Below are 26,370 nucleotides of genomic sequence, written 5' to 3'. Positions count from 1 at the left end.
CGATCCGCTGGCACATCCATGTGCCAGAAGCATTTGCTGTCATACCCCCCATCATCTTCCCAGAAGCAGCAGTGCGGCTGTCAGCAGTCCGTGCGGTTTGTTGCATCGGCCGCAGGAATGACAGACAGCTCCACTTTCAGGCAACAGAGTCGTATGGATTTCGGAGGGCAGGGTAATCGGAGCGAGCCACGTCGCAGCCCGATTGCCCTGACAGGCCGGGGCATCTCGGTTTCACAGGCGAGTGTTTTGACCTTTATTGCTGAGTGTTGATAAGCCGCTGCGGACGCGGGTGGAAGGTCAGACAATGGGGGGTATGACTGCAAAGGAATCCGTATCCCTACGATCCGCTGGCACATCCATGTGCCAGAGGCATTTGCTGTCATACCCCCCATCATCTTCCCAACGGCAGCAGTGCGGCTGTCAGCAGTCCGTGCGGTTTTTTGCTTTTGGCACAGGATTGCAGGCAATATTTTTCAGGCAAAACAACTGTATGGATTTCGGAGGGCAGGGGGATCGGAGCGAGCCACGTCGCAGCCCGATTCCCCTGACAGGCCGAGGTATCTCGGTTGCACAGACGAGTGTTTTGACCCCGCTCCTGGCTGGCCGAGGCATCTCGGTTTCACAGACGAGTGTTTTGACCTCAACCCCCATACCCAGCACCCAGTAATTTACTTTTGCGTCAGACACCTTTACCATTCTGGCGCACAATTTTCCGTGCACCCGACGAACCCTTTGCTTCCGCTTTGCAGGAGAGTGCATGTTTTATCCTATCATCCGACCGGCGCTGTTTAAGCTCGATCCTGAGCGTGCCCACGAACTGACCTTTCAGCAGATGCGCTTCATTAGCGGCACCCCGCTGGAAAGCCTGATCCGCCAACAGCTACCTTCACGCCCGGTCACCTGCATGGGACTGACATTCAAAAATGCCCTTGGTCTTGCAGCAGGCCTGGATAAAAATGGCGAATGCATTGACGCCTTCAATGCGATGGGCTTTGGCTTCGTTGAAGTCGGCACCGTCACCCCTCGTCCGCAGGCCGGAAATGACAAGCCACGCTTGTTCCGCCTGGTGGAAGCGGAAGGGATAATTAACCGCATGGGCTTTAATAACCACGGTGTTGATCAACTGGTCGAAAACGTTAAAAAAGCACGCTTCGACGGAATACTCGGGATCAATATCGGCAAAAATAAAGACACGCCGGTTGAGCAAGGTAAAGACGATTACCTCATTTGTATGGACAAGGTCTACGCGCACGCGAGCTATATTGCCATCAATATCTCTTCGCCTAACACGCCAGGATTACGCACCCTGCAATACGGCGAAGCGCTGGATGATCTGCTGGCGTCGATCAAACAACATCAAAATGAACTGCAACAGCGCCACCTGAAATATGTTCCTGTTGCTGTCAAAATTGCACCTGATTTAGATGAAGACGAACTGGTGCAAATAGCCGACAGTCTGGTAAGACACAAAATCGATGGCGTGATTGCCACCAACACCACGCTCGACAGGCAACTGGTGCAAGGGCTACGTCACTGTGATGAGGCCGGTGGTCTCAGTGGACGACCTGTGCAATCTCGCAGCACTGCTGTGATAAAAAGACTGGCACAAGAACTCAATGGCCAACTGCCAATAATTGGCGTCGGCGGAATTGATTCCCTGGTTTCTGCGCGGGAAAAAATGGCAGCCGGTGCTTCACTGGTCCAGGTCTATTCCGGATTTATTTATAAAGGGCCGGGTTTGATTAAAGATATCGTGACCCATCTCTAAGTCATTTCTCACTGATTCCGTGCCAGGGGCTTTATTTCTGCCTCTGGCTCGTTTATATTTTTTTCTGCTGGAGCTTTTTTCAGCAATCCTGAATGCATTCTCTCCGTGGCGTAAAGGTAATCGACGCAGCGGTGTTTTTTTACAGGGCACATTATGAAAATCAAACCTGACGACAACTGGCGCTGGTATTTTGACGCCGAACATGACCGGATGATGCTTGATCTGGCGGATGGTATGCTTTTTCGCTCCCGCTTTGCCGGAAAAATGTTAACCCCGGATGCGTTCTCGCACTCTGGCTTCACCGTTGATGATGCCGCACTCTATTACACCTTTGATGAACACTGCCGTCAGCATGAACTGGCTCCGGCTCACCGGGCGGAACTGGTGCTTAATGCGCTGGTGGCAAATCGTTTCCTCAAACCTCTGATGCCAAAAAGCTGGCACTTCACCGCACATCACTACCAGTGGCAACCCACGGTAGGATCAATGCTGGAAGTCACCGTGGCGGAAAGTGGCGAAAAGGCGCGCCTGCTGGCGATTGAATGCAGCGATGCCGCAACACTCTGCCTGCTGGCCCAACCGGCACTCACCCTGGCGGGAAAAAATATGGTACTGGGTGATGCGATAAAAGTAATGAACGACCGCCTGCAACTGAACTACCAGGCGAAATCAGCCCGCTACGCTCAGGCTGTCTGAGCCTGATTCTAACGCCATTCGCCTGCGCGATGGCGTCTCTGTTAATCCCTCTGTCTGCCCCTTAAGGCGCAGCCTCCCGTGTCTCTGCATACGACATCCGCTTGTGTGGGTATATCCTTATGACTCCGGGCGCTGATCCGCTATAATGCGCAGCAATTTTCTTAAGAGTAAAAGTGACGATATGAATTCTCTGTTTGCCAGTACGGGGCGTGGGCTCGAAGAGCTGTTAAAAAGTGAGCTGGACGCACTGGGTGCGCAGGATTTGCAGGTAGTGCAGGGCGGCGTGCACTTCAGTGCCGATGACCGTGTTATGTACCAAAGCCTGCTGTGGAGCCGCATTGCTTCACGTATTTTGCTGCCACTGGGAGAATTTGGCGTCTACAGCGACCTTGATCTGTACGTTGGCGCACAATCTGTTCCCTGGACCGAGCTCTTTGACAGCAACACCACCTTTGCTGTCCACTTCAGCGGCACCAACGATGAGATCCGCAACAGCCAGTTCGGTGCGTTGAAGGTAAAAGATGCCATCGTTGACAGCTTCACCCGTAAAAATCTGGAACGCCCGAACGTTGATCGTGAACTGCCGGATATTCGCATCAACGTCTGGCTGAATAAAGATCGTGCCAGCATTGCCCTTGATTTAAGCGGTGACTCGCTGCACCAGCGCGGCTATCGCCAGCAAACCGGCGCAGCGCCGCTGAAAGAGACGCTGGCTGCGGCCATCGTGATGCGTTCTGGCTGGGAAAAAAACAGCCCACTGCTCGACCCCATGTGTGGTTCCGGTACGCTGTTGATCGAAGCTGCGTTGATCGCGTGCGATCGTGCTCCGGGCCTGCTGCGCAGCCGCTGGGGCTTCACCGGTTGGAAAAAACACCAGGATGCGCTGTGGCGCGAAGTCCGTCAGGAAGCACTGCAACGTGCCAAAGCGGGCACTGCCGCCACCACCGCGCGCTTCTTTGGTTATGACCAGGATAACCGCGTGCTGGAATGGGCACGCGCCAATGCCCGCCGTGCAGGCGTGGCCGAACTCTTCACCTTTGCGCAGCAAGACCTGCTCAAGCTGAAGAATCCGCTGGCAGAAACCGAAACCACCGGTACAGTACTGACCAACCCACCTTACGGTGAGCGTCTGGAGAGCGAACCGGCACTGATCGCGTTGCACAGCCAGTTTGGTCGCATCCTCAAACAGCATTTTGGTGGCTGGAACCTCTCCATCTTCAGCGGATCGCCGGAACTGCTGAGCTGCCTGCAACTGCGTGCCGATCGCCAGTTTAAAGCCAAAAATGGCCCGCTGGAGTGCGTACAGAAAAACTATCAGCTCTCCGTTAACACCAACGCGGGTGGCGCACAAATTGGCGAAGACTTTGCCAACCGCCTGCGTAAAAACATCAAAAAGCTGGAGAAGTGGGCGCGTCAGGAAGGGATCGAATGTTATCGCCTGTATGATGCCGACCTGCCGGAATACAACGTGGCGGTCGATCGCTACGCTGACTGGGTGGTGGTACAAGAGTACGCGCCGCCGAAAACGGTCGATGCCACTAAAGCACGTCAGCGCCTGTTTGATGTGATTGGTGCCACGCTCAGCGTGCTGGAAATCCCGGCGAACCGCCTGGTATTGAAAACGCGCGAACGTCAAAAAGGCACCAACCAGTATCAAAAACTGGCGGAAAAAGGTGACTACTTCGAAGTGCAGGAGTACAACGCGCGTCTGTGGGTAAACCTCACCGATTACCTCGATACCGGCCTGTTCCTCGACCACCGTATCGCCCGCAAAATGTTGGGCAAAATGAGCGAAGGCAAAGACTTCCTCAACCTGTTCTCCTACACCGGCAGCGCCAGCGTGCACGCGGGTCTGGGCGGTGCGCGTTCGACCACTACCGTCGATATGTCGCGCACTTATCTGGAGTGGGCAGAACGCAACATGCGCCTCAATGGTCTGAGCGGCCGTCAGCATCGCCTGATGCACGCCGACTGCCTGAGCTGGTTGCAGGAAAGTGATGAGCAGTTCGACCTGATCTTCATCGATCCGCCGACATTCTCCAACTCCAAACGTATGGAAGAGAGCTTTGATGTGCAGCGCGATCACATGATGCTGATGCGCAACCTGAAACGCCTGCTGCGTCAGGGCGGCACCATCATGTTCTCCAATAACAAACGTGGCTTCAAAATGGATCTCGAAGGGATCGCGGCCCTGGGCTTAAAAGCGCAGGAAATCACGCAGAAAACCCAGTCGCAGGACTTTGCCCGTAACCGTCATATTCATAACTGCTGGCTGGTCACCCACGCCGGGAAGGAATAATCAGATGTCTTTAATCAGTATTCACGGCGCTTATCTCTCTTTCAGCGATGCGCCATTGCTGGACAACACCGAACTCCACATCGAAGAAAATGAGCGGGTTTGTCTGGTCGGCCGTAACGGCGCGGGGAAATCAACCCTGATGAAAATCATCAACCGCGAGCAGGGGTTGGATGATGGCCGTATTATTTATGAACAGGACCTGGTGGTTGCTCGCCTGCAACAGGACCCACCGCGTAATATCACCGGTTCGGTGTATGACTTCGTGGCGGAAGGTGTGGCTGAACAGGCTGAGCACCTCAAGGCTTACCACGCGATCTCCCATCTGGTGATGGAAGATCCGAGTGAAAAAAACCTCAACGAAATGGGGCGTCTGCAAACGATTCTGGACCACCAAAACCTGTGGCAGTTAGACAGCCGCATTAACGACGTCTTACAGCAGATTGGCCTGGAAGCTGATACCGAGCTCTCTTCGCTTTCGGGCGGCTGGCTGCGTAAAGCGGCACTGGGCCGTGCGCTGGTCAGTAACCCCCGCGTGTTAATGCTGGATGAACCGACCAACCACCTCGATATCGAAACCATCGACTGGCTCGAAACCTTCCTCAAAACCTTTACCGGCAGCATCGTGTTTATCTCGCACGACCGTTCGTTTATCCGCAATATGGCGACGCGTATCGTCGACCTGGATCGCGGTAAGCTGGTGTCATGGCCGGGTGACTACGACCAATATCTGCTGGCGAAAGAGGAAGCCCTGCGCGTTGAAGAGATGCAAAACGCAGAGTTTGACCGCAAGCTGGCGCAGGAAGAAGTGTGGATCCGTCAGGGTATTAAAGCGCGTCGTACCCGTAACGAAGGGCGCGTACGCGCACTGAAAGCCCTGCGTCGTGAGCGTTCAGAACGTCGTGAAGTGATGGGCAAAGCCAACATGCAGGTGGGTGAAGCGTCACGTTCCGGTAAAATCGTCTTTGAGCTGGAAAACGTCAACTATGCGGTAGATGGCAAAACCCTGGTGAACAACTTCTCCAGCCAGGTACAGCGTGGCGACAAAATCGCGCTTATCGGGCCGAACGGCTGCGGTAAAACCACGTTGCTGCGCCTGATGCTGGATCAGCTAAAAGCTGACAGCGGTCGCGTTCACTGCGGTACCAAGCTGGAAATCGCCTATTTTGACCAGCACCGTGCTGAACTGGACCCGGATCGCACCGTGATGGACAACCTGGCAGAAGGTAAGCAGGAAGTCATGGTCAACGGCAAGCCGCGCCACGTGCTCGGTTATCTGCAAGACTTCCTGTTCCATCCAAAACGCGCGATGACCCCAGTGCGTGCGCTTTCCGGTGGAGAGCGTAACCGCCTGCTGCTGGCGCGCCTGTTCCTTAAGCCTAGCAACCTGCTGATTCTCGATGAACCGACCAACGACCTCGACGTTGAAACGCTGGAGCTGCTGGAAGAGCTGGTTGACGGCTATCAGGGCACGGTCATGCTGGTAAGCCACGACCGTCAGTTCGTCGATAACACCGTGACTGAGTGCTGGATCTTCGAAGGCGACGGTGAGATTGGGGCCTTTGTGGGTGGTTACCACGATGCACAGCAACAGCGTGCCGCCTATAAGCAGAAAAAATCGGCTCCGGTGAGCAAAGCGCCAACGGCCGCAAAACCGGTAGAAAAAACCGAAAGTGCCAAGCGTCCGGCGGGGAAACTGAGCTTTAATTTGGCGCGTGAGCTGGAACAGCTGCCGCAAAAGTTAGAGACGCTGGAAGCGCGAGTAGGTGAATTGCAGGCTAAAATGAGTCATCCTGACTTCTTTAGCCAGCCGCATGACAAAACGCAGCCGGTGCTGGATGAACTGGCTCAGACTGAACAGGAGCTGGAAACAGCATTCCTGCGTTGGGAAGAGCTGGAGGCGCTGAAAAACGGCGGCGCATAACAAGGGATAAAGGAATGTGTAGCGCAGAAAAACCGCAAGGGTGGAAACTCTGCCCGCAGTGTGATTTAACGGTACAACTGCCGCCTGTTCCTGTTGGCAGCAAGGCTTCATGCCCGCGCTGCCACACAACGCTTCAGACTCACTGGCATGAGCCTCGTCGTCGCCCGAGCGGATACGCTCTGGCGGCGCTGTTTATGTTGGTGCTGGCGAACTTGTTTCCGTTTATCACGATGAATGTCGCTGGCCTCAGCAGCGGCATTTCCTTGCCACAAATCCCCCAGGTCATGGTGTCGGACAACTACAGCAGTCTGGCAACACTCTTCCTGCTGTTTGTCCAGGGCGTTCCGGCGTTCTGCATGATTACCATTCTGTTGCTGGTTAACCGTGTGCGTATGCCGCATCGGCTGCGGGTCGGGCTGGCGCGCGTCCTGTTTGACCTGCGCAGTTGGGGAATGGCTGAAATCTTCATGGTTGGCATCCTTGTCAGCTTTGTAAAACTCATGGCCTACGGGCAGATTGGCCTCGAAATCAGCTTCTGGCCGTGGTGTCTCTTCTGCTTATTGCAACTACGTGCCTTCCAGTGTGTGGATAAACGTTGGGTGTGGCAGCAAATTTCACCGCTGCCTGCGCTGCCGTTTACCCCGCAAAAAGGGATCAGCGGCCTGAGCCAGGGATTACGTTCCTGCCCATGCTGCACGGCTGTGTTACCCGCCGATCAACTCGACTGCCCACGTTGCGGCGTGCGTGCTCACCCACGGCGACGCCATAGTTTGCAGTGGACGCTGGCGCTGCTGTGTACCGCTGTGATGCTCTATATTCCTGCGAATCTGTTGCCGATCATGGTGACGGAAACCCTTGGTACGTCTTATCCATCGAATATCATGGCAGGGGTTATTTTGCTGTGGAGTGATGGATCGTACCCGGTCGCGCTGGTGATTTTTATTGCCAGCATCATGGTACCGTCGCTGAAAATGTTGGCGATGGGCTGGCTGTGTTGGGGAGCCAGCGGACGCGGGCAGCCTGACCGGGAAAAAATGCACCGCATTTATGAAGTGGTGGAGTTTGTTGGCCGCTGGTCAATGATCGATGTATTTGTTATTGCTGTTCTCTCCGCGCTGGTGCGGATGGGGCGGCTGATGAGCGTATCGCCCGCGCTTGGGGCACTGCTGTTTGCCCTGGTGGTCATCATCACGATGATTGCCGCTATTACCTTCGATCCCCGCCTGTGCTGGGATCGTTTACAAGAGCCTCAAACAAAGGAGCCTCGGCTTGACGGACAATAATCATGGCCTCGCCAGGGTCGAGCAGATCAAACGCTGGTCCCCGGTATGGATCGTACCGATCGTGACGTTGCTGATTGGTGGCTGGATCCTTTACTGGCACTTTAGCCATTTAGGGCCGGAAGTCACTTTAATCACCGAAAATGCTGAAGGTATCGAAGCCGGGAAAACCACCATTAAAAGCCGTAGCGTGGATGTGGGTGTGGTGGAAAGCGCAGTGCTGACCGACGACCTGCATCATGTTGAAATCAAAGCCCGGCTTAATTCAGGCATGGAAAAACTGCTGCACGGCGACAGCGTCTTCTGGGTGGTGAAACCCCAAATTGGTCGCGAAGGCGTGACCGGCCTGAATACGCTGTTGTCGGGTGCCTATATTGAGTTGCAGCCGGGCAATAAAGGCGATGAGCCAGAGCACTATCAGCTACTGGACGCGCCACCGTTAGCGCCACCGGATGCGAAAGGCATTCGCGTGGTGCTTGACAGCAACAAAGCGGGCCAGCTTAATCCAGGCGATCCCGTGTTGTTCCGGGGATACCGCGTCGGCTCGGTTGAAACCAGCGCGTTTGATACCGAAAAGCGCATGATGACCTATCAGTTGTTTATTGCGGCACCTTATGATCGTCTGGTCACTACCAATGTGCGTTTCTGGAAGGACAGCGGTATCGCGGTGGATATGTCCTCGGCGGGCCTGCGCGTGGAGATGGGATCGCTGACGACGCTGTTCAGTGGCGGTGTGAGCTTTGATGTGCCAGATGGCTGGGAGTTGGGTCAGGTGGCGGAAAACCAGGCTGACTACCATCTGTTTGACAGCCAGCGCAGTATCCAGGATTCGCTGTATACCAACCATATCGACTTCCTGACCTTCTTTACCGATTCGATTCGCGGTCTGCAACAGGGTGCACCGGTCGAATTCCGCGGTATTCGCGTCGGGACGGTCTCTGAAGTGCCTTACATGAACAACAACATCATGCAGGCGCTGAATAATGACTACCGTATTCCGGTGTTGATTCGCATCGAGCCGGATCGCTTTATTAAGCGACTGGGTAACTTTGATCTTGAGCAGCATCTCCATGACGGTATGAAGCAGGGGCTGCGCGCTTCGCTTAAAACCGGCAACCTGCTGTCTGGATCGCTGTATATCGACCTCGACTTCTACGACAACGCGGCACCTTATCGTGGTCCGGCTAAAGTTGTGGGCTATGAAGTTATCCCGACGGTGAGTGGTGGACTGAGCCAGATTCAGCAAAAACTGGTGGCGGCGCTGGATAAGATTAACTCCCTGCCGTTGAACGACATGGTTTCACAAGCAACCGGAACGCTGAAACAGGGCCAGCAAACGCTGCGTGAACTGCAAACCACAGTGGATAATCTGAACAAAATTACCGCTAGCCCAGCGATGAAAACGTTGCCAGCAGAAACACAGCAAACGCTGCGTGAGCTGAACCGTACCATGAAGGGGCTGCAACCTGGTTCACCGGCTTATAACCGCCTGGTGGGCGATATGCAGCGTCTTGATCAGGTCATGCGCGAACTGCAACCTGTCCTGCAAACCCTCAACACCAAGAGCAATGCTTTGGTCTTTGAAGCCAAACCCGGTAAAGATCCGCAGCCGAAGGGAGTAAAACCGTGAGAAAAAGTCTTTTTGCGGCCGCTGTGCTGCTGATGGTGGGGTGCAGTAGCACCCCGACAACCACCTACTATCAACTGCCAACGGACAGCACTGTCTCAGCGGTAACCACCACGGCTGACAGCACGCAACCCGCAATTTGGGTCGAGCAGGTCAGCGTGCCGGATTATCTGGTGGGCAATGGGCTGGTTTACCAGACCAGTGAGGTGAAGTATGTGATTGCCACCAGCAATCTCTGGGGAAGCCCGCTGGATCAGCAACTCAAGCAAACGCTGGTTAGCAACCTCAGCCGGGCGATGCCTGGCCGGTTAGTCTCGGCAACGCCGCTGGGAGATACGCATGATACGCTGGATGTTTCGGTCAGTGGTTTCCACGGCCGTTATGATGGCCGGGTGATCGTGAGCGGGGCATGGGTGCTGCAGCATCAGGGGCAGATCACACGCCGTGAATTTAATCTGGCGCTGCCGCAACAGCAAGATGGCTACGATTCACTGGTGAAAACCCTGGCACAGGGCTGGCAACAGGTCGCACAGCAAATCGCTCAAAATAGTCAGGCATCCAGCGGGGGGCTAACTCGCTGATATTGCGAAATGCTGCATTTTAGCGTCCAGTTTATGACGTTGATATGAAGATTTTGCATTGATCTTTTCATCTCATGACGGTAGAACAGGGGAGTGGCGAACGAAAAAACGCCACTCCTATCTTTCCACCAGATTCCACCAGACCTGAATGAGGGAAACGAGGTATGAAGAGACAGAAACGAGATCGTTTAGAACGCGCCCAATCACGGGGTTATCAGGCAGGTATTACGGGACGCTCAAAAGAGCTTTGTCCTTATCAAACCCTGGACGCTCGGTCTCACTGGCTGGGAGGTTGGCGACAAGCCATGGAGGACAGGGCGGTTGCATAACCGGCTGTCACTAAAAGGAAACAACCTCCGCTTTGCAGCGGAGGTTTTTTTATGCGTAATTCAGAGATGCTGGTGTATCAGAATACGGTGGTATCTTTGAACAGACCGACTTTCAGGTCGCTGGCGCTGTAGATCAGGTTGCCATCAACAAATACTTCACCGTCTGCAACGCCCATCACCAGTTTACGGTTAATCACGCGCTTGAAGTGAATTTTGTAAGTGACTTTCTTCGCCACTGGCAGAACCTGGCCGGTGAATTTAACTTCGCCTACGCCCAGTGCACGGCCTTTACCTTCCGCACCTAACCAGCCCAGGTAGAAGCCAACCAGCTGCCACATCGCATCCAGGCCCAGACAGCCAGGCATCACCGGGTCACCGGTGAAGTGACAACCAAAGAACCACAGGTCCGGATGAATATCCAGTTCTGCTTCTACAAATCCTTTATCAAAATTACCACCGTCTTCGGTCATTTTGACCACACGGTCCATCATCAGCATATTGCCTGACGGCAACGGTGGACCGTTCTCGCCAAACAGTTCACCACGGCCAGAAGCAATCAGGTCTTCCTTGGTATAGGACTCGCGTTTATCAACCATATTTTTTGTATAACCTTATTTTAATGAAGCTCAAATAGTATCTTAGAGATATAAGCCGGGCAAATAAATCAGTGGTGGTTAAACCAGTTAAAACCAGTTCAGCCAGCGCAGCAACAGAGGGCGCTCACGAGGCTCTGGCTGATTGAACAAGGCAATACGTTCCTGAATCTTATGTAACAGGCAATCGTCTTGCTCATTTTCACTGCGCCATGCCATGCCGCAAAGCAGCGGTAACGCCTCATCAATCTGGTCAATCGCCCAGATATGGAACTCGCCACGTTCAACCGCAGCCACCACTTCACTGTGTAAGCTGAGATGACGTTGGTTGCTGGCAGGAATAATCACACCTTGTTTGCCCGTCAGTTCACGTTGCTGGCAGACGTCGAAGAAGCCTTCAATCTTCTCATTCAACCCGCCCACAGGTTGGACGTTGCCGAACTGATCGACAGAACCTGTCACGGCAATCTGTTGATTAATTGGCTGCTCAGCCAGGGCGCTGATCATCACACACAGCTCAGCCAGTGAAGCGCTGTCGCCATCTACTTCGGAGTAAGATTGCTCAAACACCACCGAGGCAGAGAAGGGGAGCTGCTGATCCAGCTCCAGCTCAGCGGTCAGGTAGGCCTGCATAATCATCATGCCTTTGGCGTGAATGTTGCCACCCAGCTCGGCCTTACGTTCGATATCCATAAACTCGCCATCGCCTGGATGCACCACACAGGTAATACGCGAGGGATCGCCCCAGGCTCGCGGATGGCCAGGAAACTCAATCACAGACAAGCCATTGATCTGACCAACCACTTCGCCATCGGTTTCAATGCGGATCTGCTCTTGCAGGATTTCATCGCGCATCCGTTCAGCCAGATAACCTTCACGCCAGCTTCGGGCGTCGAGTGCATCCTGATAGCTGGCCCGATCGATAACCTCAGAACCTGAGGCTGTCTCACGGAGTTGGCGCAGTAACCAACGTGGGCACAGCGGCAAGGTATCCTGCTCACCGGTATAACGAACGCCTTCATTGATTAACAGCGGCCAGAAATCGGTTTGTGGTTCAGGTAATCCCGCTTCTGCTGCCAGTGTGCGAATCCAGTGACACCAGGCAGTCATCTCTTCTTCATCGAGAATCTGGAGGTTTTCTTCGAATTCGCTGTAGATAGCCAGCTCGTGGTACTCCGGTTCCATCTCCTGGAACTCGGCCAATGCATCGCGCTCGCCGCACAGAATCAGGCGTAAATCTAACGGCATTGGCGGAATGTGTACCGGCAGCGGCTGGCGTTCATCTTGTGATGTCCAGGCAAGCTGCTGCTGCAGAATGGCGGTTTTCAGGCGCATCCACATCAAAGGCTGGCTCAGTAATGTGCGTACTGAAAGAATTAAGGTACCACCGTTAGCCTGATGCAGCAGGCCAGGTTCAAGGGTCAGCGTATCGCGGTATTGACGCAGGCAGCCAAACAGCTGCTCAGGCTCGAACCATTCGGCATAGTGCACGCCACCCTGGGCGGTAAACGGTGCTGAGGCATCAGTGGCGGGAAGCAGGGTGATGCGGTTTTCTTTAATCAGGTAATCGCCACCAAACAGGGTTTCGGCAGGCGGCGTATAACGCTCGGCTGCGGCGCTGATTTGCGCCATGTATTCCTGGTTTTCCTGGCTACGGATCAGTAGCAGTGGGAAGCTGCCTTGCTGTTGCTGCAGCATATCCAGCGCACTCAGGAGTCGCGGCTGAACTTCAGCCAGTACGTCGTCGCACTCGTTATTAGCAAGTTGCGAAAAAACGGATTGATAGCGTTGGCTATCTGGCTGCAGGGCTTGCCACGGAAGTTGAGTACTGGTCAAAATATTCGCTTTGGTCCGATTAAACAAAGGCGCGATTATAGCGTAATCGCTGCGGTTAAGCACTGCGGAGTTGATTGTTAAGCGGTGAGCGACTCTGGACGTTTTTACTTACTGCATCCAGGAAAAAAGCTGTTATTCTTAAATCGTTACGCGATCACGATGAGATTCCGATGAAATACCAGCAACTCGAAAATCTTGAAAGTGGATGGAAATGGAAATACCTGGTGAAAAAACACCGGGAGGGTGAGCTGATTACACGTTATCTGGAACTCAGCGCTGCCCAGGCGGCGGTGGAAGCACTACTGACGCTGGAGAATCGTCCGGTTGAGGTTGCGGAGTGGATTGAACAACATATTCATCCCGATCTGGATAATCGCCTCAAACAGACCATTCGCGCCCGGCGGAAGCGCCATTTCAATGCGGAACATCAGCACACGCGTAAGAAATCGATCGACCTTGAGTATCTGGTCTGGCAACGGCTGGCCGCTTTGGCTCAACGTCGTGATTTGACGCTCTCAGAAACCATTGTGCAGCTCATCGAAGACGCTGAACGCAAAGAGAAATACGCGACACAAATGTCGAGCCTGAAACAAGATCTTCAGGCCATTCTTGGCGGCAGTGACAGCGAGAGTAGTTCTGGCAGTGGAGAGAGTTAGGCAATCCGGGGAAGCACGGCAATGGCTTTTTTACCGGAGTATGTCGATGAATGCTGAATAACAGCCACAAAAAACCCCGCCTGAGCGGGGTTTTTCTTATGGTTAACTTAAGCCTGAGGCTGAGTTACCACGTCTTTAACACCACGCACGTCGATTTCAACGCGACGATCTGGTGCCAGGCAGTCGATCAGGGCTTTACGCGCCTTCACGGTGTTACAGGTGCTACCAGTAACTGGGTTAGATTTACCCTGGCCACGTGCAGAGATCTTGTTAGAAGGGATACCTTTAGATACCAGGTAATCTACAACAGACTGTGCGCGCTGCTCAGACAGCTTCTGGTTGTACTGGTCAGAACCGATACGGTCGGTGAAGCCCAGAACCACAACAGAACCATCTTTCGGATCCAGGTTGCTCAGCTGAGAGTACAGCTGATCCAGTGCCTGGCGGCCTTCTGGTTTCAGAGTTGATTTGTTGAAGTTGAACAGAACGTCAGACTTCAGTGTGAAACGCTTGGTTTCAACAACTGGTGCTGGAGCAGGTGCTGGTGCAACAACTGGTGCTGCATCTTCATCCTGACCGAAACGGTAAGACAGGCCAACGCTCAGAGTGGCGTTGTCTGGACGTGCGCCAACAGTCTGCGCATCACCGATGTTGTTAACCCACTGGTAATCCAGACGGGTTGCCCAGTTTTTGGTCAGAGCATATTCAACACCAACGGCTGCCAGCGGAGATACGCCAGAGTCGTGGTCTTTGAAGCGGCCATAGGTACCGTTATTCTGAGTACCGTCTGCACGCCATACCATGCCGCCCAGACGGGTGTACACGTCCAGATCGTCAGTGATTGGGTAGCTCAGTTTAGCAGTCAGCTGTACGCCTTGTGCTTTGAATGCGCCGTTGCCGTGAGTCGCGTCAACAGTGCCTTTGTAAGGCATACGGCCCAGCCAGTCATAGCCCAGCTCGAAGCCCAGGTATGGGTTCGCCTGATAGCCCAGGAATGCACCTGCGCCCAGTTGGCTTTCGTGAGTTGGACCGTTGTTGTTTAGGTAACCGTTACCGTAGTTTCCGGTATCGTGGTACTGAGACCAGCCCAGTTTAGCACCGGTGTACCAGGTGTCATCTTTCGGAGCGGCCTGCGCTACGGTAGCGAAGCCAGCCAGTGCCACTGCAATTGCGATAGCTGTCTTTTTCATTTTTGCGCCTCGTTATCATCCAAATAGGCAATGAGCAAAATATGTTGCTCTTTGTGTTATTCCTTTGCCGGGTCCTGAAGCTCGCTTTTGACTCTACCGGGAAGCGGAAGTTCCGGAAGTTTTTGAGCACCCTAGCGAGGTAAAGTCTACAACGAGATTGGAAACTTACAAGTGTGCTGAGGGGCTATACAGAAAAAAAACAGGGTTTTATACATAAATACTAATAATTACACGGTAATAACTAATGTGGAACAGAGGGCTAAAAAGTCGCTAAGCTATTGTGATTGCTCGAAGTAAAAGAATCAGTGGCTTAGCGACGAGCAGGTCATGATAATCGCTGAGAAAACTCTTATTTTTACTCAATGAAACAAATCTGACTGAATCTTTAGACCATTTTTTGGTCGTTGCAGGGCGTCCTGGGGTTCGCTGGCACGCAAAATTAGCCCCATCGCTTCGCCTTCCGCTGCTGCTTTTTCCAGCGCCTGACGCTCTTGCTCATTCAAATCATAAGGCACCCACGCAACCACAACACTATAGTTGCCTGTTTTTAGTGCTTTTATCATCGCTTCAACGGCATTGTAGCGATCCGAATCTGCGATATGCATGCTTTTTTCCAGCGGCAAACCCGACTGCTGTAACCACGCGCGGTTCAGTTTATGCGCGGGGGTTAGCCAAAGCTGCCAGCGAGATTGTTGGCTGAGCTGCTGTAACAGTGGCAGTAACAACATTTGCAACATTCCGAGCTGTTCACTGCACCTTAATTCGGTAATGCCACCGCCAGATTGCGGGGCTGATGTGGAGCTGAAGTGGGTGCGAAAACCAGAGGCGGTGATATGTTGTGTACGCATAAATGTCATCACTCAGTAGTGGGCCTGTATGGATATACAGTAATTGCTTCCTGGACAAAGATCAACCTTAATTTCTGAAAACGGCTCTCAAATTCTGCACGTCTCATCAGTTAGCAGTTGCTGCCCGCATGGCTTTTTTCATATCGTATAAACTCCTTATTTCACAGTAGGTTAGAAATATTTTTCACAAGGAGAGTGGGCAATGAAAAAGTCCCGTCAAATGATCGATTTGTCCAAAGAACGTTTATCTTGCTTAGGTGAAGTTCAGTCTCGTACCCAGTTCGGTGGTTACGCTTTAGCCGTTGAAAAGGTGGTGTTTGCCCTGGTAAGTGATGAACAACTCTACCTCCGGGCCAGTGAAGCGCTGAAAGAATACAGCGCTGAACGTCCGCTTCAACCGCTGATATTCAGTAAGCGCGGCGTGCCGGTAAGCCTCGGCTATTTTCGGGTGGATGAGCAGTTGTGGCAGGAAACGGCAACGTTAGAAGCCCTGTCCGAAGCCGCGCTAATGGCGGCCCGTGAGGAGCAACATACACCCAGCGCGCCCAGGCTGAAAGATCTGCCCAATCTCGGAGTGCGGATGGAGATGATGCTGTACAAAGTCGGTATCTGTTCCGTAGATAACCTGTATGCCTGCGGTGCGAAGAACAGCTGGCTAAGATTAAAATCGTTAAACCAACATCTGGGGCTAAAAACCCTGCTGGCGCTGGAAGGGGCGATTTCAGGTCATCATCAAGCCGCCCTGCCAGAACCGGTCAGGGCGGAGTTAAAACTCTGGTATCAGAATATCATTCACCAGCAGCAAGAGCGTGACTATCCTCGGGCTTAACGTTATCCAGGCGGCGGCGCAACAGGGCAATTTCTGGCAGCAGTGCGGCTAACAGGGCCAGCTGTTGCAGCACTAGCGGTGCGCGAGATTCCTCACTGCGTCCTGCCTGGGCAATACGTTGACTCAGGGACAGCTGCATCTCCCGGGCCTGTTCAATGCTCACCACGGCGCGTTGCAACACATCTTCGACATAGCAGACCGTTTCATCCAGCAGGCTCAAGAGTGCCGGATCGGTCAACTGCTCACGGTGCGCACCCAGTGCGGAGATATAACTCAGGAAAGAGTGATTCAGACAGAGTAGCTGAAACGCACTTTCCCGCAGCCGGGCAGAGTGGTGCTTTTCCACGCTCATGCTGGAAACCACCGAAGCCAGCTCGGCATCGGCATTATGCGCATCACGCCGGGCTATCCGGTACGCGAGGCGGTTATCTTTGCCCTGATGATACTGTTCAAGAATGGCGTCCAGATAGCGGCAGTTAGCGTTCAGGCTGCGATCGGTCACCTCTGGCAACTGACGGAAACGCCAGTCGGGCCAGATAAAGGCCACCGCCAGCCAGGCAAGCGCGCAGCCTAGCAGCGTATCGTTAATGCGCGGCAGGGCCACTTCGAAACCTTCACCCAGCAGGTTAAAGCACAGCAACACCAAAAGCGTGATGAACAGCGTGGCCTGCGCGTACTGGATCTGGCGGAAAGCAAAAAACAGCACGCCACTCAGCACAATTAAAATCAACTGACCTTCGATGGAGGGCACCAGCCATAAGACTGGCAGGCCAATCACAATCCCTGCGAGGGTGCCGCCAATACGTAACGCCAGCCGACGACGGGTCGCATTATAGTTGGGCTGGCAGACAAACAGGCTGGTCAGTAAGATCCAGTAGCCGCGCTCTAAGCCTGTGATCTGAATAAAGGCATAGCCGACGCACAGAACAACCGACATGCGCACGGCGTGACGAAACAGCGGTGACTGCGGGCTGAGGTGGCGGCTGAGTCGCAGGCGAATGTCGCTCCAGCCATCCAGCTCCTCGCGTGACAGGCGGTTATCTGCGGTGGGTAAGTTAAGGTTTTGTTCAGATTCAATCGAAGCCAGCTGGGCGTCGATTGCGCGTAAATTACGCAGTAGCCAGAACAGCGCGTCAATACGTTGCTCCCCTGGCATCTCCTGCTGTAGCCGCTCCAGACTGTGCTGCAGCTTATCAAAGGCACGCTCATACTGGCTGTTATGCTGCCAGGCCTCGCCTAATAAAATCGCCTGTGACAACTGACGGCATGAGTGCCCCTGACGATGCAACAAGCGTTGAAAACGAAACAGGATCTCGTTGTAACGCCAGTCATCGCGAAGTTGGTGATATTGCACGTGCGAGGAGCTGGCGCGTTCGTGGATGTCCTGCGCGACGAAGTAATAATGCAGGCTGCGCCGCGAGCCACGTGAACCCCGGTCGCCACGCAAACGGCTGAGCAGCGCCGTTTTGGTCAGATTAAGCTGGCTGACCAGTTGGCTGTTAGCCATCGCTACCGCAATCAGGCCCTGGCTGTCTTCGGCACCGGCATCAGGATCAAACATCTCTGCTTTAGCATCCAGATAGCGTGCCAGCGCAGCAAAACTCTCCGCGAGCTGTTCCTGAACCGGGCGCACCGGGAACATAAAATGCCCGATCAGCGTCAGCAGGTTGTACCAGAGCGCGCCAAGCAGCAACAGGACCGGCTGCATATACCATTCAGGGAACAGACCAATACCCAGCATGGTGTAAACGGCAATCAGCAATGCGCCGAAGGCTATGGTGGCGTAACGCTGCCCCAGGGCGCCCAGCAGAATGAAGCCCCAGGTTGAGAGTGCCAGTCCGGGTAAAAAGAGCCAAGGGGTGGGAAACAACAGTTCCACCGAAACAGAGGCAATACAGAAGCACAGCAGCGTAATGAGCAGATTTTTCAGTCGGCCGGTCCAGCGGTCGTCGAGATCGGCCAACGCTGCCGCAACCACGCCTAATGTCAGGGGGATGGTCCAGTCGATCTGCTCTAGCATCCACGGCACGGCTGCACAGCCCGTCATGGCGAAGAGAATACGCAGCATATAGCGCAAGCTGCTGTTGTAGAGATAGCGCTGCCAGCCCTGGAGCGTAAGGAGTTTCACAGTGATCCCTTAGTAACGGCTACGGGCATTGGCTTCACGCGCTGCCTGTGCTTCTTCAACAGAAACAACCCGGCGGCCGACGGGCCACAGCGCAATCACGGCAATTTTAAAATTGGCGATGCCGACAGGAATACCAATAATGGTGATGCACTGCGCGATACCAATGGAGATATGCGACAGGCACAGCCACCAGCCAAAGAAGATGAACCACAGGATATTGAGCAGGGTGCCGCCACTGTTCATCAGTTCATTTTTACCAGCAGGGTTGATCACATCCACATGTACCGCTTCATTGCCAAACGGCAGCAGCGAAAGCTTGGTGATTTCCCAGCAGGAGCGGGTCAGCGGCAGGGTAAAAATCAGCACAATACTGACCAGCGTGGCAAACAGCCAGGCGAGGGTGGTAAAAAAGCCGCCCAGCACGAAATTGAGAATATTTAACACAGCGCGCATAGCGATTTTCCTTTTACAATCCGCAAGATGTCCCCAGTTTAGCCTGTTTTATGGCTGGAGCGTCAACACTGACACAGGTAAGATAGCGGAATCTTCATTTGGTTCGATGGAGTGAGCGTGGAACTTAAAGCAACATCTCTGGGCAAACGACTTGCTCAACATCCCTACAACCGGGTTCGCCTGCTGTCGGCCGGAGTGGAAGTCAGCGGTGATAAGCACGAATATTTGATCCCTTTCAATCAGCTGCTCGATATCACCTGCAAGCGTGGCATGGTGTGGGGCGAACTTGAATTCCAGCTACTGGATGAAAAAGTGGTGCGTCTGCATGGCACAGAGTGGCAGGAGACGCAGCGTTTTCATCACTATTTGCAGCAAGCCTGGAACGGCTGGAGCACCGAAATGAGCGACGTGTGCGCCACGGTGTTACAAGAATTACAGCAGCGTATCCTGGCCTTGTTGGAGCAGGATCGCTGGGTTAAACGCAGTGAGCTGAATGGCCTTGCGACCACGGTGCAACAGCAGTTTGCCGCACTCCCTCTTCCCGTTGCTCGCCTGGCGCGCTTTGAAAACTGCCGCGAGCTGTGGCAATTCTGTCAGCAGTGGCTGAATGGCGGAAAAACGGCGCTGCGTCAGCGTAATCAGGCCTGGACGCAGCAGATACTCACCCGTTATCAGGACTTTTTTGCCCATGTAGAACGTTCCCCGCTTAATCCGTCGCAAAGCGAAGCGGTCGTCAACGGTGAGGATGCGGTGCTGGTGCTGGCCGGAGCGGGCAGTGGAAAAACGTCAGTCCTGGTGGCACGGGCAGGCTGGTTGCTGCAACGCCAGCTGGCAAAACCGGAACAGATTCTGTTGCTGGCCTTTGGCCGGAAAGCGGCGGATGAGATGAATGAAAGAGTCGAGGGCCGGTTGGAGACGAAGGCGATTCAGGCCCGCACTTTTCATGCCCTCGCGCTGCATATTATCCGTGAAGGCAGCAGCAAGCAGCCGAACGTCAGCAAGTTAGAGAGCGATACCCAGGCGCGACGCAAGCTGTTGATAGACGAGTGGCGTAAACAGTGTAGTGAGAAAAAGGCGCAGGCCAACGGCTGGCGACAGTGGTTACGAGATGAGCTGCAATGGGAGCTGCCCGAGGGGGCTTTCTGGCAAGACAACGCGCTGGCCCAGCGACTGGTTACGCGTTTTGAACGCTGGCTAAGTTTGATTAGGATGCACGGTGGTGCTCAGGCCGCGATGATTGCAGAGGTTCCTGAAGCCATCCGGGAGAGCTTTAGCAAGCGAGTCAAACTGATGGCTCCACTGGTAAAGGCGTGGAAAACGGCGCTAAAGGAAGAGGGAGCGATCGATTTTTCCGGGCTGATTCACCAGGCGATTGCCGTGCTGGAAAAAGGTCGTTTCATCAGCCCGTGGAAACATATTCTGGTGGATGAGTTTCAGGACATTTCACCGCAGCGGGCGGCACTGCTGAGCGCCTTGCGCAAGCAGAACAGCCAGACCACCCTGTTTGCCGTGGGCGATGACTGGCAGGCTATTTACCGCTTCAGTGGCGCTGAGTTGTCGCTGACTACGGCGTTTCATCACTACTTTGGCGAGGGCGATCGCTGCATTCTGGATACCACGTATCGCTTTAACGATCGTATTGGTGAGATTGCGAATCGCTTTATTCAGCAAAACCCACAACAACTGCCCAAAGCCCTGAATAGCCTGACACGCGGCAATAAAAAGTCGGTCATGCTGCTACCGCAGGAGCAACTGGAGCCGTTGCTGAACAAGCTCAGCGGATTCGTTAAGCCGGAGGAGAGTGTGCTGCTACTGGCACGCTATCACCATTTGCAACCGGAAGTGCTGGAGAAAGCGAAGACGCGTTGGCCAAAGCTACAGCTTAATTTCATGACTATGCATGGCAGTAAGGGCCAGGAAGCGGACTATGTCATCGTGTTGGGGCTGCATGCCGGACATGATGGGTTCCCGGCTATGGCGCGTGAATCGATCATCGAACAGGGTCTGTTGCCGGAGACGGAAGATTTTCCCGATGCAGAGGAGCGTCGTCTCGCCTATGTGGCTTTAACGCGAGCACGCCAGCAGCTGTGGCTACTGTTCGACCGTGAACGCCCATCGGTATTTGTCGAACAGTTTCAGCGTCTGGGCGTGCCCGTAGCACGCAAGGCCTGAGGTTTATTTCAGGCGCTGGTCGAGATAACGCTGGTAATCCGGGATGGCGATCTCCGTGGCCTGGCTGAACTGCGGCGACTGAATGATAAAGTCAGCGCTGGCGCGGTTATTGGCTACCGGGATATTCCACAGCGTGGCAAGACGCAGGAGCGCTTTAACATCGGGATCGTGCGGAACGGCATTGAGGGGATCCCAGAAGAAGATCAGCACATCGATTTTGCCTTCGGCGATCAGTGCACCCACCTGCTGGTCGCCGCCCATTGGGCCGCTGAGCATGGCGTTGACTTCAAGGCCGGTATGGCGATTAATCAGGCTGCCTGTGGTGCCGGTAGCATACAGGACGTGGGATTGCAGCAAGGGTTGATTGGTTTTTGTCCACGTCAGCAACGTATCTTTGCAGTGATCGTGGGCCACGAGGGCAATATGTTTTTTCTCGCCAAGCTTACGAACGGTCTGTTCCATCTGGGTTCCTGAAAGGTAAGAGGTAGGGGGTCAGTCTACCTCTGGCTTTTCATCACTATCAACTTGTACTTAAGATTTTCATCAGTGCGCTGATCTGCTGGCGCGTCAACTGATCGAAACGCTGAAACCAGCGGCCCAGTGGCGAGAAGCTTTCATCATCGACCCAGGCAAATTCGGCATCGGCAACGGGTGAAAGTTTGGCGGTATTTTGTGTCGCAAACTGCGGTACGGACGCCACCTGATGGGTGCGATTGTAGTTAAGCATGGCTTGCTCAAGGTCGCTTTCAGCCCCGGCCGGCAAGCGGTCTCGTTTGCTGATAATTTCACGTCCTTGCTCATCCACCAGGGTGAAATTCAGACTATGATCGAACAGGATGCGCTGTTGGCGGCTGTTTAGCTCAGGCAAACGGATGGTGACCGATTTCACTTCTGCATTAAAGCTGACAATCATCGGCTGCGAATGAAACTGATGGCGGCTTAGCGGCGTATTTTCAACGGGCAGATCAACTCGGAACAGAAACTGATGTGCACCACGTTCCAGCTCCAGTGACGATGCGCCTTTCAGCAGCGAGCCGGAGATTTTGCGGCCATCCAGCGCCAGCAAGTCGATCTGTGGATCGAGATGGAGAGTTAGCGCCGGGCAAGCGGTAGTAACCAGCAGCAACAGCAGGCCAGAGACAGCCATAGACAGCTTCATGTGTGCTCCTGGAGAGTAAAGAGGTAGAGTGTAGCAAATTCTTACATTATGGCAGTATATTTACATTTTAACATATTTATTCGCGAGCTGACGCAAAATAATCCCACAAGTTTTTGTCAGGATATTCTCGGTGAACGCACTGGTTTAACGAACAGTAAGGGAGAGAACCATGAACGATCGGGTGATTAGCGATGTTTTACGTCGCACGCAGCGTATTGCGCTGGTGGGGGCAACAGACCGTGAAGAGCGGCCCGCCTATGGTGTGATGAAGTTTTTGCTCAGCCACGGCTACGACGTGGTGCCAGTCAGTCCGAAACTGGCGGGGAAAACGCTACTGGGGCAGCAGGCCTATGCCGCACTGGCGGATATTCCTGGGCATGTCGACATGGTTGATGTGTTTCGCAATGCAGAGGCCGCGTATGGTGTGGCTCAGGAAGCGATCGCGATCGGTGCAGATACGCTGTGGTTGCAGTTGGGGATCATCAATGAGCAGGCGGCGGCGTTGGCAGAAGAGGCGGGATTAACGGTAGTTATGGATCACTGCCCGAAGATTGATATTCCACGTTTGGCGATCCCGATGAAACGCTAGAAAGCACTGGCGGCGCAGGTGCCGCCAGCGATTAATGGCGCAGACGTGGAGCCTGAAGCTGTTGGCGGATAGAAGCAGCCAGTTCATCCATCATTGGTTGATCGGGATGTTCATAAGACGTTTCACCCGCCAGTTGGATCTCAGAGACATAGGTATGAACCCGTTCTCCTTCTTCATCTTCCATCACAACGTGGTACCAGGGTGCGGTGCGCAGCGTTTCACTCTCGTCAACTTCGTCGATATCGGGTGTATCGAGGGAGTATTCTGCGTCAACGTCGACCACCACGCCTAACACGCCAGAGAGGCGATGGCGGACTTGCTGACCAATGCCAAATTTTGTCGCAATCATAAAAACCTCCATATCAAAGCACTTACTCCTCAATATGGAGGCTGGAGAGATTTTTTCAAGTCACATTACGCGGCAAGCAAAACCTTTCAGGTACAACCCTTCAGGATAGGTGGCGATAACCGGGTGATCGGCGGCCTGGCGGAATTGTTCAATAAACTGCACGTCACGGCCAGCATCAACGGCGGCATCGGCCACGATCTTCTGGAACAGATCGGTCGCCATCAGGCCTGAACAGGAGAAGGTCAACAGAATGCCGCCAGGATTGAGCAACTGAATCGCTAACATGTTGATATCTTTGTAACCACGGCAAGCGCCTGCCAGCTGGTTTTTATTTTCAACAAACTTAGGCGGGTCCATGATGATCAGGTCAAACTTCTCACCACTGTCACGGTAACGACGCAGCAGTTTAAATACATCATCACGCACGAAGTGGGCGCGTGAGACATCCAAACCGTTTAGCTCGACGTTTTGACGCGCAACATCCAACGCATCTTGCGAAGTATCTACGCTGGTCACTTCACGACAGCCGCCCATCAGCGCGGACACCGCAAAACCACCGGTGTAGGAGAAGCAGTTCAGGACACGAGCGTCTTGCGCGTAACGACGGGTGGCGAAACGGCTGTCACGCTGGTCGAGGTAGTAGCCGGTTTTATGGCCACCCTGAATATCAACCAGCAATTTCATGCCATGCTCAGTGATAGGCAATAAGGCCGGTGGCAGTTCGCCAGTCACTGGGCCTTGGGTGAGTTCCAGTCCCTCTTTTTTGCGCACCGCCACATCAGAGCGGTCGTAGATGGCGCAAGATGGGAAACAGTGTTGCAACGCGGTGAGGATCGCCGGACGTTGGTATTCTGCGCCCGCTGAGAGCAGCTGCAACACGAGGAAGTTACCGAAGCGGTCGATAGTCACGCCTGGCAATCCATCAGATTCACCGGCAATCAGACGGTAGCTGTCGAGGCCATCACGCTGTGCTAGCCAGTCACGCCAGATCTGTGCCTGTTCAAAACGTTTAATGAAGAACGCGATATCGATCGATTCATCCTGCTGCCAGCTCCAGACACGGGCACGGATTTGCGATTGGGGAGAATAGGCTGCATGGGCGAGCCATTTACCGTTATGATCGCAGACGGAAACCGTTTCTCCGAGGCTGGCTTTTCCCTCCATACGTGCAACGGCACCGGAGAAGACCCAAGGATGGCGGCGGAGGAGGGATTTTTCACGTCCCTTAGCGAGAATCAATCGAACGGTCATTTGCTATGCTTACCTGAAAAAAATGAGGCGTCATTGTCCGGTGGATATGAGTAAAATGCAACGCACAACAGCATCTGGAGGGTTCTATGGCGGTCGCCTGTTTTAAAGCCTGGGTATATGGCAAGGTGCAAGGCGTGGGGTTTAGGTACAGCACGCAGGCAATGGCCAATGATTTGGGAGTGCAGGGATATGCACATAATTTAGAAGATGGCAGCGTTGAAGTGCTGGCATGGGGTGAGGCCGAATTGGTACAGGAGCTGATCCTGTGGCTGAAAGAGGGCGGCCCGCGCGGTGCTGAGATTGATCGTGTTCTGGTGCAACCGCACCGCACGGACAATCCACCACACGGGTTTACTACGGGTTAATCAGAGGCATTTCGCCGGTTTAGGCAGGCCAGCTATTTTGGTGGCCTGTTTGGCTGGGCCTTCCGGGAACAGGCGGAACAGATAACGGCTGTTGCCTTTCTCTTCACCGTATTTCTTTGCCATTGCTTTTACCAGCATGCGCACTGCCGGAGACGTATTAAACTCTTGGTAAAATTCGCGCACGAAGCGCACCACTTCCCAGTGCGGGTCAGTCAGCACAATCCCCTCTTCGCTGGCGATATGTTCAGCCAGTGCTTCACTCCAGTCTGCCGGATTTTTCAGATAGCCTTCGCCATCAACCGCAATCTCATTGCCTGCAAAATTCACGTTGTCGCCTCATTCAATAACTGGCGGCATTGTAGCAAATCCCCGGAGCAGAAAACAAAAAGCCCCGCCAGAGCGGGGCTGATATCGTCACTGTGGCTTAGTCGTTACGGGCGAAGCCCAGCAGGCTCAGCAGACTCAGGAAGATGTTGTAGATAGAGACATACAGGCTGACGGTGGCGCGAATGTAGTTACTCTCACCGCCGTGAATAATATTACTGGTTTCCCACAGGATGGCACCGGCAGAGAACAAAATAAACAGCGCACTGATCGCCAGGTGCAGCGCCGGAATTTGCAGGAACAGGTTAGCGACAACCGCCACCAGCAGCACCACAAATCCTGCCATCATCATACCGCCAAGGAATGACATATCGCGGCGAGTGGTCAGCACATACGCCGAACAACCAAAGAACACGGCTGCGGTTCCGCCGAGCGCAAGACCGATAACATCGCCCATGCCCGCAGAGAGATAGCTGTTCAGGATTGGGCCAAGGCAGTAACCGAGGAAACCGGTAAAGGCAAAGGCGGCAATAATCCCGCTGGGTTTATCTGCCAGACGGTGTGTCAGGAACATCAGCCCGTAGAAACCTACCAGCATCAGAATCAAACCTGGGCCAGGCAATTGCATCACGGTGCTGATCGTTGCCACTACGGCAGAAAAAGCCAGGGTCATACCCAAAAGGAAGTAAGTATTACGCAATACGCGGTGCGTACTGAGTAGAGATTCACGCGATGACGTGATGATTTTTTCCATTTTGCGCTCCTTAAGCGAACAAAACAGTGGATTATCGCCAGAGCATACGAAGCGCCACTTTTTTCGGAAAGCCGTTTTACCCTTCTTTACGCGCTATTTAGCCTAATCCTTGTGCGCAATGGCGAATAACCCGGCGAAAAATCACAATTTGACTGTTTTTCAGCCGAACGATCAATGGTAGGCTTTACAAGCTCATGAGGGATGTTTATAGTGCGCCCCATTGCGGAGGGGTGGCCGAGTGGCTTAAGGCAACGGTCTTGAAAACCGTCGATGGGAAACCATCCCAGAGTTCGAATCTCTCCTCCTCCGCCATAATCTTTACCAGCAGTACCCGCACGTAGTAATTTGCGTATGGAGGGATGGCCGAGTGGCT

General features: G+C 53.8%; 25 protein-coding genes and 1 tRNA gene. 14 read left to right on the top strand and 12 right to left on the bottom strand.

What is annotated here, in order from left to right:
* Positions 1 to 757: 757 nt before the first annotated feature.
* From pyrD to rmf, 8 genes are all read left to right on the top strand, one after another.
* Positions 758 to 1,768, top strand: coding sequence for a quinone-dependent dihydroorotate dehydrogenase (gene pyrD, locus B880_RS0115930; RefSeq protein WP_017348439.1), 1,011 nt, complete (start codon positions 758 to 760; stop codon positions 1,766 to 1,768).
* 153 nt (positions 1,769 to 1,921) lie between these two features.
* On the top strand, positions 1,922 to 2,464 hold the full coding sequence (locus tag B880_RS0115925) for a cell division protein ZapC (RefSeq protein ID WP_017348438.1): 543 nt from the start codon (positions 1,922 to 1,924) through the stop codon (positions 2,462 to 2,464).
* 181 nt (positions 2,465 to 2,645) lie between these two features.
* A complete protein-coding gene (gene rlmKL, locus B880_RS0115920) occupies positions 2,646 to 4,763 on the top strand; it encodes a bifunctional 23S rRNA (guanine(2069)-N(7))-methyltransferase RlmK/23S rRNA (guanine(2445)-N(2))-methyltransferase RlmL (RefSeq protein ID WP_017348437.1) in 2,118 nt (705 codons plus the stop codon).
* 4 nt (positions 4,764 to 4,767) lie between these two features.
* Complete coding sequence (locus tag B880_RS0115915) at positions 4,768 to 6,684, top strand: ABC transporter ATP-binding protein (RefSeq protein ID WP_017348436.1); 1,917 nt, start codon at positions 4,768 to 4,770, stop codon at positions 6,682 to 6,684.
* Positions 6,685 to 6,698: 14 nt separating this feature from the next.
* Entirely contained in the window at positions 6,699 to 7,967 is a 1,269-nt protein-coding gene (pqiA, locus tag B880_RS0115910; RefSeq protein WP_017348435.1) for a membrane integrity-associated transporter subunit PqiA, read from the top strand.
* Complete coding sequence (pqiB, locus tag B880_RS0115905; RefSeq protein WP_017348434.1) at positions 7,954 to 9,594, top strand: intermembrane transport protein PqiB; 1,641 nt, start codon at positions 7,954 to 7,956, stop codon at positions 9,592 to 9,594. The genes pqiA and pqiB overlap by 14 nt, the downstream gene beginning before the upstream one ends.
* The gene (pqiC, locus tag B880_RS0115900; RefSeq protein ID WP_017348433.1) at positions 9,591 to 10,172 is read left to right on the top strand and encodes a membrane integrity-associated transporter subunit PqiC; all 582 of its coding nucleotides are present in this window, start codon (positions 9,591 to 9,593) and stop codon (positions 10,170 to 10,172) included. Before pqiB ends, pqiC begins: the two co-directional genes overlap by 4 nt.
* Before the next feature lie 164 nt (positions 10,173 to 10,336).
* A complete protein-coding gene (gene rmf, locus B880_RS26145) occupies positions 10,337 to 10,501 on the top strand; it encodes a ribosome modulation factor (RefSeq protein ID WP_071524412.1) in 165 nt (54 codons plus the stop codon).
* Positions 10,502 to 10,578: 77 nt separating this feature from the next.
* Here the strand turns inward: rmf and fabA are convergent, their stop codons facing one another.
* Both fabA and B880_RS0115890 read right to left on the bottom strand, forming a co-directional pair.
* Positions 10,579 to 11,097 carry a bifunctional 3-hydroxydecanoyl-ACP dehydratase/trans-2-decenoyl-ACP isomerase gene (gene fabA, locus B880_RS0115895; protein WP_017348432.1) on the bottom strand — a complete coding sequence of 173 codons (519 nt, stop codon included), beginning with the start codon at positions 11,095 to 11,097 and terminating at the stop codon, positions 10,579 to 10,581.
* 87 nt (positions 11,098 to 11,184) lie between these two features.
* On the bottom strand, positions 11,185 to 13,005 hold the full coding sequence (locus B880_RS0115890; protein ID WP_026042701.1) for an AAA family ATPase: 1,821 nt from the start codon (positions 13,003 to 13,005) through the stop codon (positions 11,185 to 11,187).
* A 95-nt stretch (positions 13,006 to 13,100) separates the two neighbouring features.
* Here B880_RS0115890 and matP point away from each other — a divergent pair, with 95 nt between their 5' ends.
* On the top strand, positions 13,101 to 13,586 hold the full coding sequence (gene matP / locus B880_RS0115885) for a macrodomain Ter protein MatP (protein WP_017348430.1): 486 nt from the start codon (positions 13,101 to 13,103) through the stop codon (positions 13,584 to 13,586).
* A 107-nt stretch (positions 13,587 to 13,693) separates the two neighbouring features.
* Here the strand turns inward: matP and ompA are convergent, their stop codons facing one another.
* Positions 13,694 to 14,776: a porin OmpA gene (ompA, locus tag B880_RS0115880; protein WP_017348429.1), complete on the bottom strand. Its 1,083-nt coding sequence runs from the start codon at positions 14,774 to 14,776 to the stop codon at positions 13,694 to 13,696.
* 359 nt (positions 14,777 to 15,135) lie between these two features.
* Positions 15,136 to 15,624: an SOS-induced cell division inhibitor SulA gene (gene sulA, locus B880_RS0115875; RefSeq protein ID WP_026042700.1), complete on the bottom strand. Its 489-nt coding sequence runs from the start codon at positions 15,622 to 15,624 to the stop codon at positions 15,136 to 15,138.
* A gap of 202 nt (positions 15,625 to 15,826) precedes the next feature.
* Between sulA and B880_RS0115870 the strand changes: the two genes are divergently transcribed.
* Positions 15,827 to 16,453 (top strand): TfoX/Sxy family DNA transformation protein, encoded by a 627-nt coding sequence (locus tag B880_RS0115870; RefSeq protein ID WP_017348427.1) that lies wholly within the window; start codon positions 15,827 to 15,829, stop codon positions 16,451 to 16,453.
* On the opposite strand, the gene yccS is transcribed toward B880_RS0115870, so the two are convergent.
* Together yccS and B880_RS0115860 are read right to left on the bottom strand one after the other, a co-directional pair.
* Entirely contained in the window at positions 16,413 to 18,581 is a 2,169-nt protein-coding gene (yccS, locus tag B880_RS0115865; RefSeq protein ID WP_017348426.1) for a YccS family putative transporter, read from the bottom strand. The two genes, B880_RS0115870 and yccS, sit on opposite strands and share 41 nt — an antisense overlap.
* A 9-nt stretch (positions 18,582 to 18,590) precedes the next feature.
* On the bottom strand, positions 18,591 to 19,034 hold the full coding sequence (locus B880_RS0115860; protein ID WP_017348425.1) for a YccF domain-containing protein: 444 nt from the start codon (positions 19,032 to 19,034) through the stop codon (positions 18,591 to 18,593).
* A gap of 117 nt (positions 19,035 to 19,151) precedes the next feature.
* Between B880_RS0115860 and helD the strand changes: the two genes are divergently transcribed.
* Positions 19,152 to 21,206, top strand: a complete 2,055-nt coding sequence (gene helD / locus B880_RS0115855; protein WP_017348424.1) for a DNA helicase IV — start codon at positions 19,152 to 19,154, stop codon at positions 21,204 to 21,206.
* A gap of 3 nt (positions 21,207 to 21,209) precedes the next feature.
* On the opposite strand, the gene mgsA is transcribed toward helD, so the two are convergent.
* Together mgsA and B880_RS0115845 are read right to left on the bottom strand one after the other, a co-directional pair.
* The gene (mgsA, locus tag B880_RS0115850; RefSeq protein ID WP_017348423.1) at positions 21,210 to 21,668 is read right to left on the bottom strand and encodes a methylglyoxal synthase; all 459 of its coding nucleotides are present in this window, start codon (positions 21,666 to 21,668) and stop codon (positions 21,210 to 21,212) included.
* Positions 21,669 to 21,726: 58 nt separating this feature from the next.
* Positions 21,727 to 22,365 carry a YccT family protein gene (locus B880_RS0115845; protein ID WP_017348422.1) on the bottom strand — a complete coding sequence of 213 codons (639 nt, stop codon included), beginning with the start codon at positions 22,363 to 22,365 and terminating at the stop codon, positions 21,727 to 21,729.
* A 169-nt stretch (positions 22,366 to 22,534) separates the two neighbouring features.
* On the opposite strand from B880_RS0115845, the gene B880_RS0115840 reads away from it, so the two are divergent.
* The gene (locus B880_RS0115840) at positions 22,535 to 22,954 is read left to right on the top strand and encodes a CoA-binding protein (RefSeq protein ID WP_017348421.1); all 420 of its coding nucleotides are present in this window, start codon (positions 22,535 to 22,537) and stop codon (positions 22,952 to 22,954) included.
* 31 nt (positions 22,955 to 22,985) lie between these two features.
* Here the strand turns inward: B880_RS0115840 and hspQ are convergent, their stop codons facing one another.
* Entirely contained in the window at positions 22,986 to 23,303 is a 318-nt protein-coding gene (gene hspQ / locus B880_RS0115835; RefSeq protein ID WP_026042699.1) for a heat shock protein HspQ, read from the bottom strand.
* A gap of 60 nt (positions 23,304 to 23,363) precedes the next feature.
* The gene (gene rlmI, locus B880_RS0115830) at positions 23,364 to 24,554 is read right to left on the bottom strand and encodes a 23S rRNA (cytosine(1962)-C(5))-methyltransferase RlmI (protein ID WP_017348419.1); all 1,191 of its coding nucleotides are present in this window, start codon (positions 24,552 to 24,554) and stop codon (positions 23,364 to 23,366) included.
* A gap of 86 nt (positions 24,555 to 24,640) precedes the next feature.
* On the opposite strand from rlmI, the gene yccX reads away from it, so the two are divergent.
* Positions 24,641 to 24,919, top strand: coding sequence for an acylphosphatase (gene yccX / locus B880_RS0115825; RefSeq protein WP_017348418.1), 279 nt, complete (start codon positions 24,641 to 24,643; stop codon positions 24,917 to 24,919).
* Here yccX and B880_RS0115820 read toward each other — a convergent pair whose 3' ends face one another.
* The gene (locus B880_RS0115820) at positions 24,920 to 25,246 is read right to left on the bottom strand and encodes a TusE/DsrC/DsvC family sulfur relay protein (RefSeq protein WP_017348417.1); all 327 of its coding nucleotides are present in this window, start codon (positions 25,244 to 25,246) and stop codon (positions 24,920 to 24,922) included.
* 97 nt (positions 25,247 to 25,343) lie between these two features.
* Positions 25,344 to 25,997, bottom strand: a complete 654-nt coding sequence (gene yccA, locus B880_RS0115815; protein WP_017348416.1) for an FtsH protease modulator YccA — start codon at positions 25,995 to 25,997, stop codon at positions 25,344 to 25,346.
* A gap of 224 nt (positions 25,998 to 26,221) precedes the next feature.
* Here yccA and B880_RS0115810 point away from each other — a divergent pair.
* Positions 26,222 to 26,309: transfer RNA gene (locus B880_RS0115810), tRNA-Ser, on the top strand.
* The last annotated feature ends 61 nt before the right edge of the window (positions 26,310 to 26,370 follow it).

Source organism: Pantoea sp. A4 (assembly GCF_000295955.2).
GTDB lineage: Bacteria > Pseudomonadota > Gammaproteobacteria > Enterobacterales > Enterobacteriaceae > Pantoea > Pantoea multigeneris.
The sequence above is the reverse complement of the archived record's forward strand: the minus strand, read 5'-3'. Positions and strand labels throughout refer to the sequence as shown.

Bases quoted from the DNA above. Each gene is read 5' to 3' on its own strand.
- rmf (WP_071524412.1), top strand. From the start codon at position 10,337: ATGAAGAGACAGAAACGAGATCGTTTAGAACGCGCCCAATCACGGGGT.
- hspQ (WP_026042699.1), bottom strand. From the start codon at position 23,303: ATGATTGCGACAAAATTTGGCATTGGTCAGCAAGTCCGCCATCGCCTC.
- rlmKL (WP_017348437.1), top strand. From the start codon at position 2,646: ATGAATTCTCTGTTTGCCAGTACGGGGCGTGGGCTCGAAGAGCTGTTA.
- B880_RS0115860 (WP_017348425.1), bottom strand. From the start codon at position 19,034: ATGCGCGCTGTGTTAAATATTCTCAATTTCGTGCTGGGCGGCTTTTTT.
- B880_RS0115925 (WP_017348438.1), top strand. From the start codon at position 1,922: ATGAAAATCAAACCTGACGACAACTGGCGCTGGTATTTTGACGCCGAA.
- pqiA (WP_017348435.1), top strand. From the start codon at position 6,699: ATGTGTAGCGCAGAAAAACCGCAAGGGTGGAAACTCTGCCCGCAGTGT.
- mgsA (WP_017348423.1), bottom strand. From the start codon at position 21,668: ATGGAACAGACCGTTCGTAAGCTTGGCGAGAAAAAACATATTGCCCTC.
- B880_RS0115870 (WP_017348427.1), top strand. From the start codon at position 15,827: ATGAAAAAGTCCCGTCAAATGATCGATTTGTCCAAAGAACGTTTATCT.
- yccA (WP_017348416.1), bottom strand. From the start codon at position 25,997: ATGGAAAAAATCATCACGTCATCGCGTGAATCTCTACTCAGTACGCAC.
- sulA (WP_026042700.1), bottom strand. From the start codon at position 15,624: ATGCGTACACAACATATCACCGCCTCTGGTTTTCGCACCCACTTCAGC.
- B880_RS0115845 (WP_017348422.1), bottom strand. From the start codon at position 22,365: ATGAAGCTGTCTATGGCTGTCTCTGGCCTGCTGTTGCTGCTGGTTACT.
- fabA (WP_017348432.1), bottom strand. From the start codon at position 11,097: ATGGTTGATAAACGCGAGTCCTATACCAAGGAAGACCTGATTGCTTCT.
- pyrD (WP_017348439.1), top strand. From the start codon at position 758: ATGTTTTATCCTATCATCCGACCGGCGCTGTTTAAGCTCGATCCTGAG.
- rlmI (WP_017348419.1), bottom strand. From the start codon at position 24,554: ATGACCGTTCGATTGATTCTCGCTAAGGGACGTGAAAAATCCCTCCTC.
- ompA (WP_017348429.1), bottom strand. From the start codon at position 14,776: ATGAAAAAGACAGCTATCGCAATTGCAGTGGCACTGGCTGGCTTCGCT.
- matP (WP_017348430.1), top strand. From the start codon at position 13,101: ATGAAATACCAGCAACTCGAAAATCTTGAAAGTGGATGGAAATGGAAA.
- yccX (WP_017348418.1), top strand. From the start codon at position 24,641: ATGGCGGTCGCCTGTTTTAAAGCCTGGGTATATGGCAAGGTGCAAGGC.
- B880_RS0115840 (WP_017348421.1), top strand. From the start codon at position 22,535: ATGAACGATCGGGTGATTAGCGATGTTTTACGTCGCACGCAGCGTATT.
- B880_RS0115915 (WP_017348436.1), top strand. From the start codon at position 4,768: ATGTCTTTAATCAGTATTCACGGCGCTTATCTCTCTTTCAGCGATGCG.